Origin of the sequence: Candidatus Accumulibacter contiguus (assembly GCF_012940005.1) — a bacterium.
Classification (GTDB): Bacteria; Pseudomonadota; Gammaproteobacteria; order Burkholderiales; family Rhodocyclaceae; genus Accumulibacter; species Accumulibacter contiguus.
The window spans coordinates 26,323-40,229 of the sequence record NZ_SPMX01000002.1; the positions used below are offsets into that span (position 1 = coordinate 26,323).

A 13,907-nucleotide genomic window follows, 5' to 3' on the forward strand; every position below is an offset into this window, starting at 1 on the left:
CCTGCTCAGGATTTGTTTTCGGGCAGTTTTTGCCCAATGTTCCGCTTGACCACGTAGAGCGGGCGCTGTTTGACCTCGTCGAAAATCCGCGCGATATAGGCGCCCATGGTACCGAGTGCCATCAGGTTGATTCCGGAGAAGAAAAACATTCCGGTGACGATGGTGGTCCAACCCGAGACGTCGTGCCCATTGATCAGATAATCGATCACCAAGTAACTGCCATAGCAGAAAGAAAGCATCGCAATCAGGCTGCCGACCAGGTTGAAAGTGCGCAGAGGCCAGGTCGAGAAAGCGGTGATGCCATCGACCGCGAAACGAATCAGTTGCAGCAGATTGAAATGGCTTTGCCCATGCAGCCGTTCGGCAGGAACATAGAGCATCGGCTCGGCCTTGAAGCCAACCCAGGCATAGAGCCCCTTCATGAAGCGGGTGCGTTCAGGCAGGCGAATCAGCGCGTCTACGACCTGCTTGTCCATCAGCCGGAAATCACCGGCATCGGGGGGAATACGAACCCTCTGCCCCTGCCCCAGGATGCCGTAGAAGATCGAAGCGCCGACGCGTTTGAGCCAGGATTCGTCGTCGCGATTCCTTTTTACCGCATAGACGGTGTCGACACCTGCTTGCCAGCGTACGAGCATCTCCGGGATCAGGGCGAGCGGGTGTTGCAGATCGGCATCGATGCAGATCACCACATCTCCACTGCTCACTTCGAGCCCGGCGCTGAGCGCTGCTTCCTTGCCGAAGTTACGCGACAATTGCAGGTAGTAGACACCCGGGTTGCTGGTCACATAGGTCGTCATGAGTTGCGGCGTACGATCGGTACTGCCATCATCGACGACGATGATTTCCCAGGCGGAACTGATTTGATCCAGCAATTCGGCCATTTCCGGGAGCAGCAGGAGCAGGCTGTCATGTTCGTTCAGTGCCGGGACAACACAACTGATGCGAGGCCGTTCGGGTCGGGGAGAACCGTACCGAAGCGGGGGGGGGCACACTTGAAATCATGATCCCTTTCCAGAGACAAAACGTATTGCTGGTGGCAGGCGCCAATGCCCGCGACCAACCTCCATGCGGATCTCGCAATTTAACACCAGTCATGCCAGTTCCTGCATTCCAGAGGCAGAAAAGACAGACCGCGCAGTCGGCTACCCTCGCCAATCATTCGCCCGGTCGCGCGTTGTGCGTCGTATAATCAGCGGCTTGACCAAATTCTCTGCCAGAAGCATCCGATGAGTCACGATCTCAAGAGCCACCTCGCCGAACTGATGCGGGCCGCACTGCTCAGTGTTGCACCGAGCGAGTCCGACGCTGCCATCCATATCGAGCGACCGAAGCAGGCCACACATGGGGATTTTTCCTGCAATCTTGCGATGCAACTGGCGCGATCGATCAAACGCAATCCCCGGCAACTGGCGCAACTGCTGATCTCGGAGTTGCCGTATTCGCCCCTGGTCGATCGGAGCGAAGTCGCTGGCGCTGGTTTCATCAACTTTCACCTGTCGCCTGCGGCCAAGCTCGAAGTGCTGCACAGCATTCTCGAACAGGGCGCAGCGTTTGGTCGCTCGACGACTGGCGGCAAGCGCCGCGTACTGGTCGAGTTCGTATCGGCCAACCCGACCGGACCGCTGCACGTCGGGCACGGCCGTGGTGCCGCTTATGGCGACAGCCTGTGCAAGCTGCTCGGTTATGCCGGCTGGGACGTGACCAGCGAATACTACGTCAACGACGCTGGCCGTCAGATGGATATCCTCGCCCTGTCGACCTGGCTGCGCTACCTGGAACTGAACAAGCCGGACAGCGTGCCATTCCCCCCGAGCGGCTACCAGGGTGAATACGTTCGCGACATGGCCAGGCAGTTGCTGGCGGCACATCCTGACCGTTACCTGCGACCGCTCGCCAGCATCAGCGAAGGCCTGCCCGACCTGCCCGATCCCGAACGCACCGACGCCGCCGCCGGGCAACAGCGTGAAACCCTGCTCGATGCGCTGATTGCCAGGGCCAAGAAGTTGCTTGGCGAGGAGTGGAAAACCCTGCACGACTTCGTTCTCACCGAGCAACTCGCAGATTGCCGCAGGGATCTCGAGGAATCCGGTGTGCATTTCGACGTGTGGTTTTCCGAACAGTCGCTGTTTGATATCGGACTGGTCGCGCGTTGCGTCGAGCGGCTCGACAAAAAAGGTCATCTCTACGTTCAGGATGGCGCCCGCTGGTTCCGGTCGACCGCTTTTGGCGACGAGAAGGATCGCGTTGTGCAGCGCGACAACGGTCTTTACACCTACTTCGCGTCGGACATCGCCTACCACCTCAACAAATACGAACGCGGCTTCCAGCGCATCATCAACGTCTGGGGAGCCGACCATCACGGTTATATTCCACGAGTCAGGGGCGCAATCAGCGCTCTGGGGCTTGATCCTGATGTGCTCGAAGTGGCGCTGGTGCAGTTTGCCGTACTCTATCGCTCTGGCTGGAAGGCACAGATGTCGACGCGTTCTGGAGATTTCGTCACCCTGCGCACGCTGCGCGAAGATGTCGGTAACGATGCCTGCCGCTTCTTCTATGTCCTGCGCAAATCCGACCAGCACCTCGATTTCGACCTCGATCTGGCCAAGAGCCAGTCGAACGACAACCCGGTCTATTACATTCAGTACGCGCACGCTCGCGTCTGCTCGGTGCTGGCCCTGTGGGGAGGCGAGCAGGAAGCACTGACCACCGCCGACCTGGCCCGCCTGGAAAGCCCGCATGAACTCGCCCTGGCCGTCAGGCTGGGTGAATTCCCGGAGGTCGTCGAAACGGCCGCGAGCGAACTGGCACCGCATCTGATCGCTTTCTACCTCAAGGATCTGGCCGCCGAGTTCCACAGCTATTACAATGCCGAGCGAATTCTGGTCGACAATCCGGTGTTACGAGATGCACGTGTGGCACTGGCGGCTGCCGTCAGGCAGGTGATCCATAATGGGATGACAATTCTGGGCGTCAGTTGCCCGGAGTCGATGTGATCGGAGGACCGAAGACTTCCATGAGTCTTGACATGAAACCCCGCAAAGCACCTCCTGCCAGGAAATCGGGAGGAGGCACCCTGTTCGGCCTGTTCATTGGCCTGGTCATCGGCGTCATCGGCGTGGCCGGCGTGGTCTGGTATATCAACAAGGCACCGCTGCCTTTCACCACCACCGGCCAGCAACCCAAGCTACCGCCGCCCGTTGCCGGCAAGCCGCCAGCAGCCACTCCCGAAGTGCCGCCGGTCGCATCGGCGCCGGTGGCACTGCCTGGCAAGCCAGGTGACCCGGTCACCGAAAAACCGCGCTTTGACTTCTACAAGATCCTGCCTGGCAATGCTGAGGCCATTCCCGATCCCAAGCCCGAGGAAATCAAGCCAGCGGAGGCTAGGCCTGTGCCTGCCAAACCGACCGAAACGAAGGCAATCGAAACGAAGCCGATCGAAACGAAGCCCAGCGAGGGGAAACCGGCCGAGGGGAAACCGGCCGAAACCAAGCCGACAGAGAGCAAAGCCGCTGCCAGCAAGACCGCCGAGAGCAAACCGGCGGACGCCAAACCGGCAGACAGTACCAGGAGCAAGGCCGACGGCACACTCAAGGAACCACTCTATCTGCAGGCCGGCTCGTTCCAGAGCGCGAATGAGGCTGACAACCAGAAGGCACGCCTGGCCTTACTTGGAACCGAGGCGCAAATTCAGCAGGTGATGTTGCAGGACAAGGTGTGGTACCGCGTTCGTATCGGGCCCTATCAAAAGATCGACGATGTCAATCATTTGCGTGCCGACCTCGCCAGGCAGGGCATCGATGCCAATGTGGTCAGGAAAGACTGAGAGAGGAGAAACTTATGCATCGAGCTCGCAGCGGATGGCTGCTTGCCATCACCCTGGCCATGCTGGCAGTCATTCTGCCAGTTCGGGCCGAACTTGCGGTAGGTCGCGACTACCTACCAATCGTCCCGGCACAGATGACCGATACGCCGGCGAAGATCGAAGTGATCGAGTTCTTCTCGTACGGCTGTCCGCACTGCAGCGAATTCCATCCGATTGTCGGCAAGTGGGCAGCCGCATTGCCGAGCGACGTCACCTTCAAACGCGTGCCAGTCACCTTCGGACGTCCTCAGTGGGCCAGTCTGGCCCGACTTTTCTATGCGCTGGAGGCCACCGGCGATCTGGCCAGACTGGATAACGCGGTCTTCGATGCCCTGCACAAGGCGGGCAGCAAGCTTTATGACGACAAGAGCATCACCGAGTGGGTGACCGGGCAAGGCATCGACGCCAGGAAATTCACCGAAGCCTACAACTCCTTCAGCGTCGTCAGCAAGGCCAAGCGCGCCGACCAGATGGTGCAGGCGTACAAGATCCAGGGCGTCCCGGCCATGGCCGTCGACGGCAAGTACCTGGTCACCGGCAAGGAGATCAAGGGATTGGCTGATCTGCCGGCGCTGACCGACCAGGTGATCGGCATGGCGCGCAGTGATCGCAAGAAAAAGTAGCGATTCTAGCGGTCACTCTGGCGCATTCTCCACAAGCCTTGCGCCGTCGCAGCAGAGCCGCTGCCGGCGAATCTTCCCGATCCTGGCTTCCCGCATGCTCAAGGTCTTCATCACCGGCGCCTCGTCCGGCATCGGTTGGGCACTGGCCGAATACTACGCGCGGCAAGGAGCACAACTCGGACTGGCTGCGCGCCGGGCCGAGCCTTTGCAACGACTGTCCGCACGCTGGCCCGGCCAGGTCCGCTGCTACCCGCTCGATGTCACCGACGCCGCGTCCTTGCGCGCCGCCGGCGCAGACTTCATCGCGGCGCGCGGCGTTCCCGACATCGTGATCGCCAATGCGGGCGTCTCGGTCGGCACCCTGAGCGAATGCGCAGCCGATCTCGAAGTCATCCGGAGAATCATGGACGTCAATTTCTTCGGCATGGCCGCGACTTTTTCTCCGTTCATTGGAGGCATGCGGCAAGCGGGTTGCGGGCGGCTGGTGGGGATCGCCTCGGTCGCCGGAATCCGCGGCCTGCCCGGTGCGGAGGCCTACAGCGCGTCGAAAGCCGCAGTGATCAGCTATCTCGAAAGCCTGCGTGTCGAACTGCGCAACGCCGGGGTGCAGGTGCTCACCATCTGCCCCGGCTACATCCGCACCCCGATGACTGCCGCCAACCCTTTCCCGATGCCTTTCCTGATGCCGGCCGACGAGGCTGCGCGGCGCTTTGCGCGAGCGATCGAGCGAGGCGGCAGCTACACCGTCATTCCCTGGCAAATGGGCTTGGTGACCAAGGTTCTGCGGCTGCTGCCCAATGCCCTCTACGATCGTCTGTTCGCCGCCGCGCCGCGCAAGCCACGACAAGCGCCGTAGTCATTTGATCTCGTCGCGATGCCTTCAGTCGATCGCCGGAGCTACCCGCCAACTGCGTGACATCTTGCCGTTGTGGTCGACGCTTTCCAGATGTACCGGGAAGCCCCACAGCCGCGCGACGTGCTTGAGCACCTCCTCGGCACTGTCACCGAGCGGGCGCTCGTTGTGCTGTGTATGGCGGAGGACCAGCGAACGGTCGCCGCGCAGGTTGACGCTCCACACCTGGATATTGGGTTCGCGCGAACCCAGGTCGTACTGGCGCGACATCGCCTCGCGCAGAACGCGATAGCCGGCCTCGTCGTGGATGGCGGAGACCTCGAGCTTCGGCGCTTTCTCGTCGTCGACGATGGTGAACAGCCGGAAGGCGCGCATCAGGCGCGGCGACAGGTACTGGCCGATGAAACTTTCGTCCTTGAAGTTGCGCATCGCGTGATCGAGCGTGGCCAGCCAGTCGCTGCCGGCGATGTCCGGGAACCAGTCGCGGTCTTCGTCGCTTGGCGCTTCGCAAATGCGCTTGATGTCGGAGTACATCGCGAAACCCAGCGCATAGGGGTTGATGCCGTTGTAGGCCGGGTGGCCGACCGGCGGCTGGAATACGACGTTGGTATGGGACTTGAGCCACTCGATCATCAGGCCATCGGTGAGGTAGCCATCGTCGTACAGGGTGTTCAGCAGATGATGGTGCCAGAAGGTCGCCCAGCCTTCGTTCATCACCTGCGTCTGCCGCTGCGGGTAGAAGTACTGCGCCACCTTGCGCACGATGCGAACGATTTCGCGCTGCCAGGGCTCGAGCAGCGGCGCGTTCTTCTCGATGAAATAGAGCAGGTTTTCCTGCGGCTCGGCGGGAAAACGTGTCGCTTCCTTCTCGGCGGCCTCCTTTTCCGGTCGCCGCGGCAGCGTGCGCCAGAGTTCATTGACCTGCTGCTGCGCATAGGCTTCGCGATCCGCCGCCCGTGCACGTTCTTCGCCGAGGCTCAACCGGCTCGGCCGGCGATAGCGGTCCACACCGTAGTTCATCAGCGCATGGCAACTGTCCAGCAACAACTCGACCGCGTCGATGCCGTGACGCTCTTCGCAGCCGGCGATGTAGTCTTTGGCGTAGACGAGGTAGTCGATGATCGACGAGGCGTCGGTCCACATCCGGAACAGGTAGTTGCCCTTGAAGAAGCTGTTGTGGCCGTAGGCTGCATGCGCGATCACCAGCGCCTGCATCGCCATCGTATTCTCTTCCATCAGATAGCTGATGCACGGGTTGGCATTGATGACGATTTCGTAGGCCAGACCCATCTGACCGCGCCGGTAGTTCCGGTCGGTGGCAATGAACTCCTTGCCGTAGCTCCAGTGGCGGTAGTTGACCGGCATGCCGACCGAGGCATAGGCGTCCATCATCTGTTCGGCGGTGATGATCTCGAGCTGGTTGGGATAAGTGTCGAGGCCGAAGCGCCGGGCGGTGCTGCGGATGACCTCGTGATACTGATGAAGCAACTCGAAGGTCCAGTCGCTTGGCGCCGGCAGCTTCGCCGCCGATGCTTGGGCCGGCAGCGGCCGGTCGATCAGGGTATGGTTCATTTTGCCCTCACCTCCTTGCTGAACAGCTCGCGAAATACCGGATAGATCTGGTCGACCGTACTGGCCTTGCGCATCGCGAAGGCATCGGAGATTGCCGCCAGCGCTGCGTATTCCTGCCACAGGTTCTGCTCCTGCTCGACCACCTGGATATAAGCGAAGTAGCGGCACAGCGGCAGAATGTCGTTCGCCAACAGTTCACGACAGCGCGCGCTGTCGTTGTGCCAGTTGTCGCCATCGCTGGCGTGTGCGCCATAGATGTTCCATCCGCTGCTCGGGTAGCGAGCGCGGATGATCTGCTCCATGAGAACGAGCGCGCTCGAGACGACGGTCCCGCCGGTTTCCGTGGCGTGGAAGAAGTCGTGCTCGTTGACTTCCTGCGCCTGTGTGTGATGGCGGATGAAGACGATGTCGATCCGTTCATAGTGCCGGGTCAGGAAGAGGTAGAGCAGGATGAAAAAGCGCTTGGCCAGATCCTTGCGCGCTTCGTCCATCGAACCGGAGACATCCATCAGGCAGAACATGACCGCCTTGGCGGTCGGCACCGGCGTCCGCACGCGGCTGCGATAGCGCAGATCGATCGGGTCGAGGTAGGGGATGCGCTGGATGTGTACGCGCAGCGCTTCGATGTCATGCTGGAGCGCCTGGATTTCCTGCCGGCGCGACGGGTCAAGAGGCGGTGCGAGCAGGGCCTCGAGAAGTGCTTCGAGGCGGATCAGTTCGCGCCGCGCCTGGCTGCCGAGTGCGATGCGCCGGCCGATGGCGCCGCGCATCGAGCGTACGACATGCAGATTGTTCGGCGTACCGTCGCTGGAAAAGCCGGCCCGGTGCGTCTTGTACTCGGGGGTGTCGGCGAGCGTCGTGCGCACCAGATTGGGCAGCGCCAGGTCGTCGAAGAAGACCTGCATGAACTCCTCTTTCGTCAGGTGAAAGACGAAGTCGTCTTCTCCCTCGCCGGAATCGCCGGCCTGCCCGGAACCGCCCCGGCCAGCGCCGCCCTGTGGACGGTCGATGCGGTCACCGCGAACGAAATCCTGGTTGCCAGGATGCACCATTTCGCGTCGTCCGCCCGGGCCGTGGCCGAACACCGGCTCGCTGATGTCGCGGCGCGGGATCGGGATATCCTCGCCCTGGGCGATGTCACGGATGCCACGCCCGGCGACGGCACGCTTCACCGCTTCACGGATCTGCTCGCGGTGCCGGCGCAGGAAGCGTTCACGGTTGCCGATCGACTTGTTCTTGCCGGCCAGCCTTCGATCGATGATCTGTTGCACGGGATGTCCTCCACGCCTCGGCTTGATGCCGGGTCACGAATGTCACGAATTTCACGAATTCTTGCGGACACGCAGATACCACTCGCAGAGCAGTCGCACCTGCTTCGACGTGTAGCCCTTGTTGACCATGCGATTGACGAAATCTTCGTGCTTCTTGACATCGTCGGCGCTGGCCTTGGCATTGAAGCTGATGACCGGCAACAATTCTTCGGTGTTCGAGAACATCTTTTTCTCGATTACCGTGCGCAGCTTTTCGTAGCTGGTCCACAGCGGGTTCTTGCCCTGGTTGTTGGCGCGCGCGCGCAGCACGAAATTGACGATCTCGTTGCGAAAATCCTTCGGGTTGGCGATTCCCGCGGGCTTTTCGATCTTCTCGAGTTCGGCATTCAGCGAGGCGCGGTCGAATACCTCGCCGGTATCGGTGTCGCGATACTCCTGATCCTGGATCCAGTAGTCGGCGTAGGTGACATAGCGGTCGAAAATGTTCTGGCCGTACTCGCTATAGCTTTCCAGGTACGCGGTCTGGATTTCCTTGCCAATGAATTCGGCGTAGCGCACCGACAGGTGTTCCTTGATGAAAGCGAGGTACTTTGCCTCGGTTTCGGCCGGGAACTGTTCGCGCTCGATCTGCTGCTCGAGCACGTACATCAGGTGCACCGGGTTGGCGGCGACCTCGGTCGAGTCGAAGTTGAACACCTTGCTGAGGATCTTGAAGGCGAAGCGGGTCGAAATGCCGCTCATGCCTTCATCGACGCCGGCGTAGTCGCGGTACTCCTGGTAGCTCTTGGCGCGCGGATCGGTGTCTTTGAGGTTTTCACCATCGTAGACCAGCATTTTCGAATACAGGCTGGAGTTTTCCGGCTCCTTCAGGCGCGTCAGTACGGCGAACTGCGCCATGATCGGCAGGGTCCCCGGCGCGCAGGTGGCTTGCGCAAGCGAGGAACCGCGCAGCAGCTTCTCGTAAATCTTCACTTCTTCGGAAACGCGCAGGCAATAAGGCACCTTGACGATGTAGATGCGGTCCAGAAAGGCCTCGTTGTTCTTGTTGTTGCGGAAGGCTTTCCATTCGCTTTCATTCGAGTGCGCGAGAACGACGCCGTCGAAGGGGATCGCGCCAAAGCCTTCGGTGCCCTTGAAATTGCCTTCCTGCGTCGCAGTCAGCAGCGGGTGCAGCACCTTGATCGGCGCCTTGAACATTTCGACAAACTCGAGCAGCCCCTGGTTGGCGAGGCACAGACCGCCCGAAAAGCTGTAGGCGTCCGGATCGTCCTGGGCATAGGTTTCGAGCTTGCGGATGTCGACCTTGCCGACCAGGCTCGAAATGTCCTGATTGTTCTCGTCACCGGGTTCGGTCTTGGCGATGCCGACCTGCTTGAGCACGCTCGGGTAGCGCTTCACTACCTTGAACCTGCGGATGTCGCCGCCGAATTCTTCCAGCCGCTTCACCGCCCACGGCGACAGGATGCGCGTGAGGTAGCGGCGCGGAATGCCGTATTCCTTTTCGAGAATGGCGCCATCTTCATCCGGATCGAACAGGCCGAGCGGCGACTCGTTTACCGGCGAACCCTTGATCGCGTAGAAAGGCACCTCCTGCATCAGCGACTTCAGGCGCTCGGCGATCGAGCTCTTGCCGCCGCCGACCGGGCCAAGCAGGTAGAGGATCTGCTTCTTTTCTTCGAGCCCCTGCGCCGCGTGGCGGAAGTAGCTCACCACCTGCTCGATGGCGTCTTCCAGCCCATAGAACTCGGCGAAAGCCGGATAGATCTTGATCACCTTGTTGGCAAAAAGGCGTGACAGCCGCGGGTCGTTGCGGGTGTCCACCGCCTGCGGTTCGCCGATGGCGCGCAGCATGCGCTCGGCGGCGCTGGCATAGCTCAGCGGATCTCGCTTGCACGCCGCGAGATAGTCCTCCAGCGAAAGCTCCTCTTCGCGGGTGCGGTCGAAGCGGGCGGCAAAATGACTGACGATATCCATGTTGATCTCCAATAAACGGGTTCTATCCTCCCCGATGATCTCGACCGTGCCGGGTGGAATCAGCACTGGCGCATTACACTTAAGATCAAGCAAGTAACGCGCCAGTTCCCGTAACGGCTTACCCGATGGCATCTGCCCCGTGCTTCGGCAAGGCATTCCCGGCGTCGGCGTCCTCCTCTCCATGCGCAGCCTGATGGCGGCAATGCCTGATGGCGCCGACAGGTTGTCGGCATGACCATGATATTCGCGTAGCAGACGAGGCTGCTGGCGGGCGCGCACCAACACGGTGCGTAACGCTGCGGTCGATGCCACAGAAAGGGGACAGATACGGCAAGGTGTAAAATTTTCCGAGGAGTGGCAGTGTTGCTCCTGGTGACTCAGCAAGTCCATCTTTCTTTTTGGTGGTATTGTCTTTGCGTTAGTTCAGCACCCCGACATTGCTTCATGCGAAAGCCATCGATTCCACCCCATTCAAGCTGCCTGTCCTCATGGCCATGAAAATGCCGGCCCATATTTTCGATCGTCGCAGTTTGCTCATCCTGTTGAGTTCGGTCTTGAGCATCGGCTTTTTTTGCGACAACGATGTTCGGATATTTCGTTTCCAAGCAGGCCATTCGTGCGGCCATCATCAGCGAAGACCTACCGCTAACCTCAAGCAACATCTATTCGGAGATTCAGAAGGATCTGGTGCGCCCGGTGCTGATTTCTTCCAACATGGCACACGACACCTTTGTCCGGGACTGGGTGATTGCGGGTGAGCGCGAGGTCAGTGCCATGGCGCGCTACCTGAAGGAAGTCAGGGAGCGCAACGGCGCCTTCAGCAGCTTCTTTGTCTCTCAGCAGAGTCAGCTCTACTACACCGGCCTCGGCGTGCTCAAGCAGGTCAACCGCAAGGAACCGCGTGATGCCTGGTATTTCCGAGTCAGTGAAATGAAGGAGGATTACGAGATCAATGTCGACCCCGATCTGGCCAACAAGGATGCGCTGACCATATTCATCAATTATCGGGTCTTCGATTACGCCGGCCGCTATATCGGCGCTACCGGCATCGGTCTGACCGTGGATGCCGTCCGGCATTTGATCGCGCTGTATCAGGAGCGTTTTCACCGGACGGTCTATTTTGTCGACCAGCAGGGCCGAATCGTCCTGTTCGCCGATCAGACCGGACTTCATCCGGATCTGCGCACCAATCCCGGCGTGGGGCCGCTGGTGGACCGGATCCTGGAAGAGAAAAAAGGCTCGTACCAGTTTACAGTGGCCGGTGACAACCACATCCTCAACGTCAATTATCTGCCCGAGTTGAAATGGTATCTGTTCGTCGAACAGAATGAGGAAGTCGCGCTGGCCAAGATCCGCCATACCTTATACGTCAATTTGGCGATCAGTATGGTCGTGACGCTGATCGCCATCTATCTGACTTATCTGGCGCTGGGGCGCTATCAGTCGCGGATCGAGGAGATGGCTTCGAGCGACGAACTGACCGGGCTGCTCAATCGTTACGCCTATTCGATTCTGCAGGAACGCATGCTGGCAAGCTGGCGTCGTACGCCTAAGCCGATCAGCGTCCTGCTGATCGATATCGATCACTTCAAGTCGGTGAACGACCGTTATGGGCACCTGTTCGGCGACCGGATTCTGGCCGCCGTGGCCAGACTATTGCGCGAGGTATCGAGGAATTCGGACATCGCGGTGCGTTGGGGGGGGCGAGGAATTCCTCTTGGTTCTGGCGGATTGCGGCCAGGAGAACGCGCTGCGGATTGCCGAAAACCTGCGCGAACGGATCGCCAGATCGCCTCTCGGGCCACCGGAGGCGATGCTGGTGACAGTCAGCGTCGGCGTTGCCGAATTCGATGGCGCGCAGACATTTGACCGTACCATCGCTTGTGCCGACGAGGCACTGTATGCCGCAAAGAAGGCAGGACGCAATCGCATCTGCTCAGCCGAAACGACGACAACTTGATCGAGCTCGCCCACGCCTGACCGAATCAGATATCGTTGCGCACCGATCGGACATCGGGCGCAAGCAGCGGCACGGGCGCGGCTGCCCCGACAGTCCGGCATCGGACGAGAGGGACCAGACCTGTCGAAGTACGTTTACCCTCGGGACTTGTCTCAGACTCTGCCGGAGATCAACGCCAGGCGACTCCCCCTTGCCGAGTCTCACCATTCGATCACTTGACCATCACGGAAGAAACCACCGCTCGGGCCGTCGTCCGGCAGCAGTGCCGCCCATACGATTCCTTTGGCACCCTCTTCGGCGCTGCGGGTAGCGTTCTCGCCACCCATCCCGGTACGGCACCAGCCAGGGCAGACCGAATTGATCTTGATCGGAGTGCCTTCCAACTCCTTGGCAGTGAGGCGAGTCAACGCGTTGAGTGCCGCTTTCGACATCCGGTAGCCCGGCCAGAAGCCGCCCATCTGGGCCAGTTGCCCCATGCCGGACGAGACGTTGACGATCCGCCCCCAGCGATTTTCGCGCATCAAGGGTACAAGCACCTGAATCAGTCGCAGCGGCGCGAGCGCGTTGCAAGCGTGCGTCGCCGCCACCAATTCCGGATCGACCACGAAAACGCTGGCCGCCTGCGGAACCACGAAATCCGCTGCTTCGAGAAAAACGCCGGCATTGTTCACCAGAATGTCGGCGCGGCCAAACTCGCGGCGCAGGCGGGCGCCAAGGGCGGCAACGGCGCCTGCATCGGTAACGTCGGCGATGTGCGGCAGAACCTCGTGCCCACTCTCGCGCAATTGTCGGGCTGCATCTTCGATCGCTTCGGCGCCGCGCCCGACCATCAGTACCATGCACCCGGCGGCGGCAAGGTCGCGCGCCACGGCGAAGCCGATGCCACGCGCGGCACCGGTCACGACGGCAAGTTTCTGAGCTAGCATGCTTGTCTCCTGTTATTTGAACGTGGAGCCTTCATCATGCAATGGTCTGACGCGCTCGGCAAGCTGCACACTCGCTATCCCGGCACGCCGCGCATCGTCTCGCTGGTGCCCAGCCTGACCGAGTTGCTGGTCGACCTCGGCCTCGCCGAACTGCTGGTCGGTCGCACCGGTTTCTGCATCCATCCGCGGCAGGTCGTCCGGCGGGTGCCGAAGCTCGGCGGCACCAAGGGTTTCGACATTGACAAACTGCGCGTGCTGCAGCCTACGCATGTACTGGTCAACATCGATGAAAACCGTCGCGAAGAAGTCGAAGCTCTGTCCGATTTCGTTCCACACCTGATCGTCACCCACCCGCTGGCCGCCCGCGACAACCTCGAACTGTATCGCATGCTGGGCGGGATTTTCGGGCGAGAGAAAGAAGCCGAGGCCTTGTGTGCCGACTTCGAGCACGCATGGGCAGCGCTCGGCGCACTGGCCAACGGGCTACCGCGGCAGCGGGTGCTCTACCTGATCTGGCGAGAACCCTGGCTCAGTGTTGCCCGTGACACCTACATCTCGCGTATGCTGGCTGCCGCCGGCTGGGATACGCTGCCACTGGCAAGCCTGGTTCGCTATCCGGAAATCGATCTGCCGGAGTTGGTGCGGGAAGCCGAGATCGTTTTTCTTTCCAGCGAGCCCTACCCCTTCCGTGCCAGGCATCTGCATCCATTGACAGAACACCTGCCGGGCATTCGCGTGGCTCTGATCGACGGCGAAATGGTCTCCTGGTATGGCAGTCGCGCGATCCAGGGACTCGCTTATCTGCGCGAGCTGCGCGCCAGCCTCGCCGAGCGCTGATGAATCTTCAGTGCACACCAGAACGT

Annotated in this window: 11 protein-coding genes and 1 pseudogene; 7 read left to right on the forward strand and 5 right to left on the reverse strand. The window is 60.7% G+C overall.

Annotation, left to right across the window (positions count from 1 at the left end; all coding sequences use genetic code 11):
* Nucleotides 1–5: 5 nt before the first annotated feature.
* The gene (locus E4Q08_RS00440; RefSeq protein WP_169068959.1) at nucleotides 6–995 is read right to left on the reverse strand and encodes a glycosyltransferase family 2 protein; all 990 of its coding nucleotides are present in this window, start codon (nucleotides 993–995) and stop codon (nucleotides 6–8) included.
* Between the two features lie 234 nt (nucleotides 996–1,229).
* Here E4Q08_RS00440 and argS point away from each other — a divergent pair, with 234 nt between their 5' ends.
* From argS to E4Q08_RS00460, 4 genes are all read left to right on the forward strand, one after another.
* Nucleotides 1,230–2,996, forward strand: a complete 1,767-nt coding sequence (gene argS / locus E4Q08_RS00445; protein WP_169068960.1) for an arginine--tRNA ligase — start codon at nucleotides 1,230–1,232, stop codon at nucleotides 2,994–2,996.
* Nucleotides 2,997–3,028: 32 nt separating this feature from the next.
* A complete protein-coding gene (locus E4Q08_RS00450) occupies nucleotides 3,029–3,826 on the forward strand; it encodes an SPOR domain-containing protein (RefSeq protein ID WP_248594604.1) in 798 nt (265 codons plus the stop codon).
* A 14-nt stretch (nucleotides 3,827–3,840) separates the two neighbouring features.
* On the forward strand, nucleotides 3,841–4,488 hold the full coding sequence (locus E4Q08_RS00455) for a thiol:disulfide interchange protein DsbA/DsbL (RefSeq protein WP_034914653.1): 648 nt from the start codon (nucleotides 3,841–3,843) through the stop codon (nucleotides 4,486–4,488).
* A 94-nt stretch (nucleotides 4,489–4,582) separates the two neighbouring features.
* Nucleotides 4,583–5,344, forward strand: coding sequence for an SDR family oxidoreductase (locus E4Q08_RS00460; RefSeq protein ID WP_034914655.1), 762 nt, complete (start codon nucleotides 4,583–4,585; stop codon nucleotides 5,342–5,344).
* 24 nt (nucleotides 5,345–5,368) lie between these two features.
* Here E4Q08_RS00460 and E4Q08_RS00465 read toward each other — a convergent pair whose 3' ends face one another.
* From E4Q08_RS00465 to E4Q08_RS00475, 3 genes are read right to left on the reverse strand one after another with little or no spacing between them, the layout of a single operon-like run.
* Nucleotides 5,369–6,913 (reverse strand): SpoVR family protein, encoded by a 1,545-nt coding sequence (locus E4Q08_RS00465; protein ID WP_211203255.1) that lies wholly within the window; start codon nucleotides 6,911–6,913, stop codon nucleotides 5,369–5,371.
* Nucleotides 6,910–8,184, reverse strand: a complete 1,275-nt coding sequence (locus tag E4Q08_RS00470; RefSeq protein WP_169068962.1) for a YeaH/YhbH family protein — start codon at nucleotides 8,182–8,184, stop codon at nucleotides 6,910–6,912. Before E4Q08_RS00470 ends, E4Q08_RS00465 begins: the two co-directional genes overlap by 4 nt.
* Before the next feature lie 51 nt (nucleotides 8,185–8,235).
* The gene (locus tag E4Q08_RS00475; RefSeq protein ID WP_169068963.1) at nucleotides 8,236–10,158 is read right to left on the reverse strand and encodes a PrkA family serine protein kinase; all 1,923 of its coding nucleotides are present in this window, start codon (nucleotides 10,156–10,158) and stop codon (nucleotides 8,236–8,238) included.
* A gap of 714 nt (nucleotides 10,159–10,872) precedes the next feature.
* On the opposite strand from E4Q08_RS00475, the pseudogene E4Q08_RS25935 reads away from it, so the two are divergent.
* Nucleotides 10,873–11,796 (forward strand): annotated as a pseudogene (locus E4Q08_RS25935) (sensor domain-containing diguanylate cyclase); the annotation flags it as partial.
* Nucleotides 11,768–12,118 (forward strand): GGDEF domain-containing protein, encoded by a 351-nt coding sequence (locus tag E4Q08_RS24255; protein ID WP_252396602.1) that lies wholly within the window; start codon nucleotides 11,768–11,770, stop codon nucleotides 12,116–12,118. The pseudogene E4Q08_RS25935 and the gene E4Q08_RS24255, both read left to right, overlap by 29 nt.
* Before the next feature lie 200 nt (nucleotides 12,119–12,318).
* Here the strand turns inward: E4Q08_RS24255 and E4Q08_RS00485 are convergent, their stop codons facing one another.
* A complete protein-coding gene (locus tag E4Q08_RS00485; RefSeq protein WP_169068964.1) occupies nucleotides 12,319–13,044 on the reverse strand; it encodes an SDR family oxidoreductase in 726 nt (241 codons plus the stop codon).
* Nucleotides 13,045–13,080: 36 nt separating this feature from the next.
* On the opposite strand from E4Q08_RS00485, the gene E4Q08_RS00490 reads away from it, so the two are divergent.
* Nucleotides 13,081–13,881 carry a helical backbone metal receptor gene (locus tag E4Q08_RS00490; RefSeq protein WP_169068965.1) on the forward strand — a complete coding sequence of 267 codons (801 nt, stop codon included), beginning with the start codon at nucleotides 13,081–13,083 and terminating at the stop codon, nucleotides 13,879–13,881.
* Nucleotides 13,882–13,907: the final 26 nt, after the last annotated feature.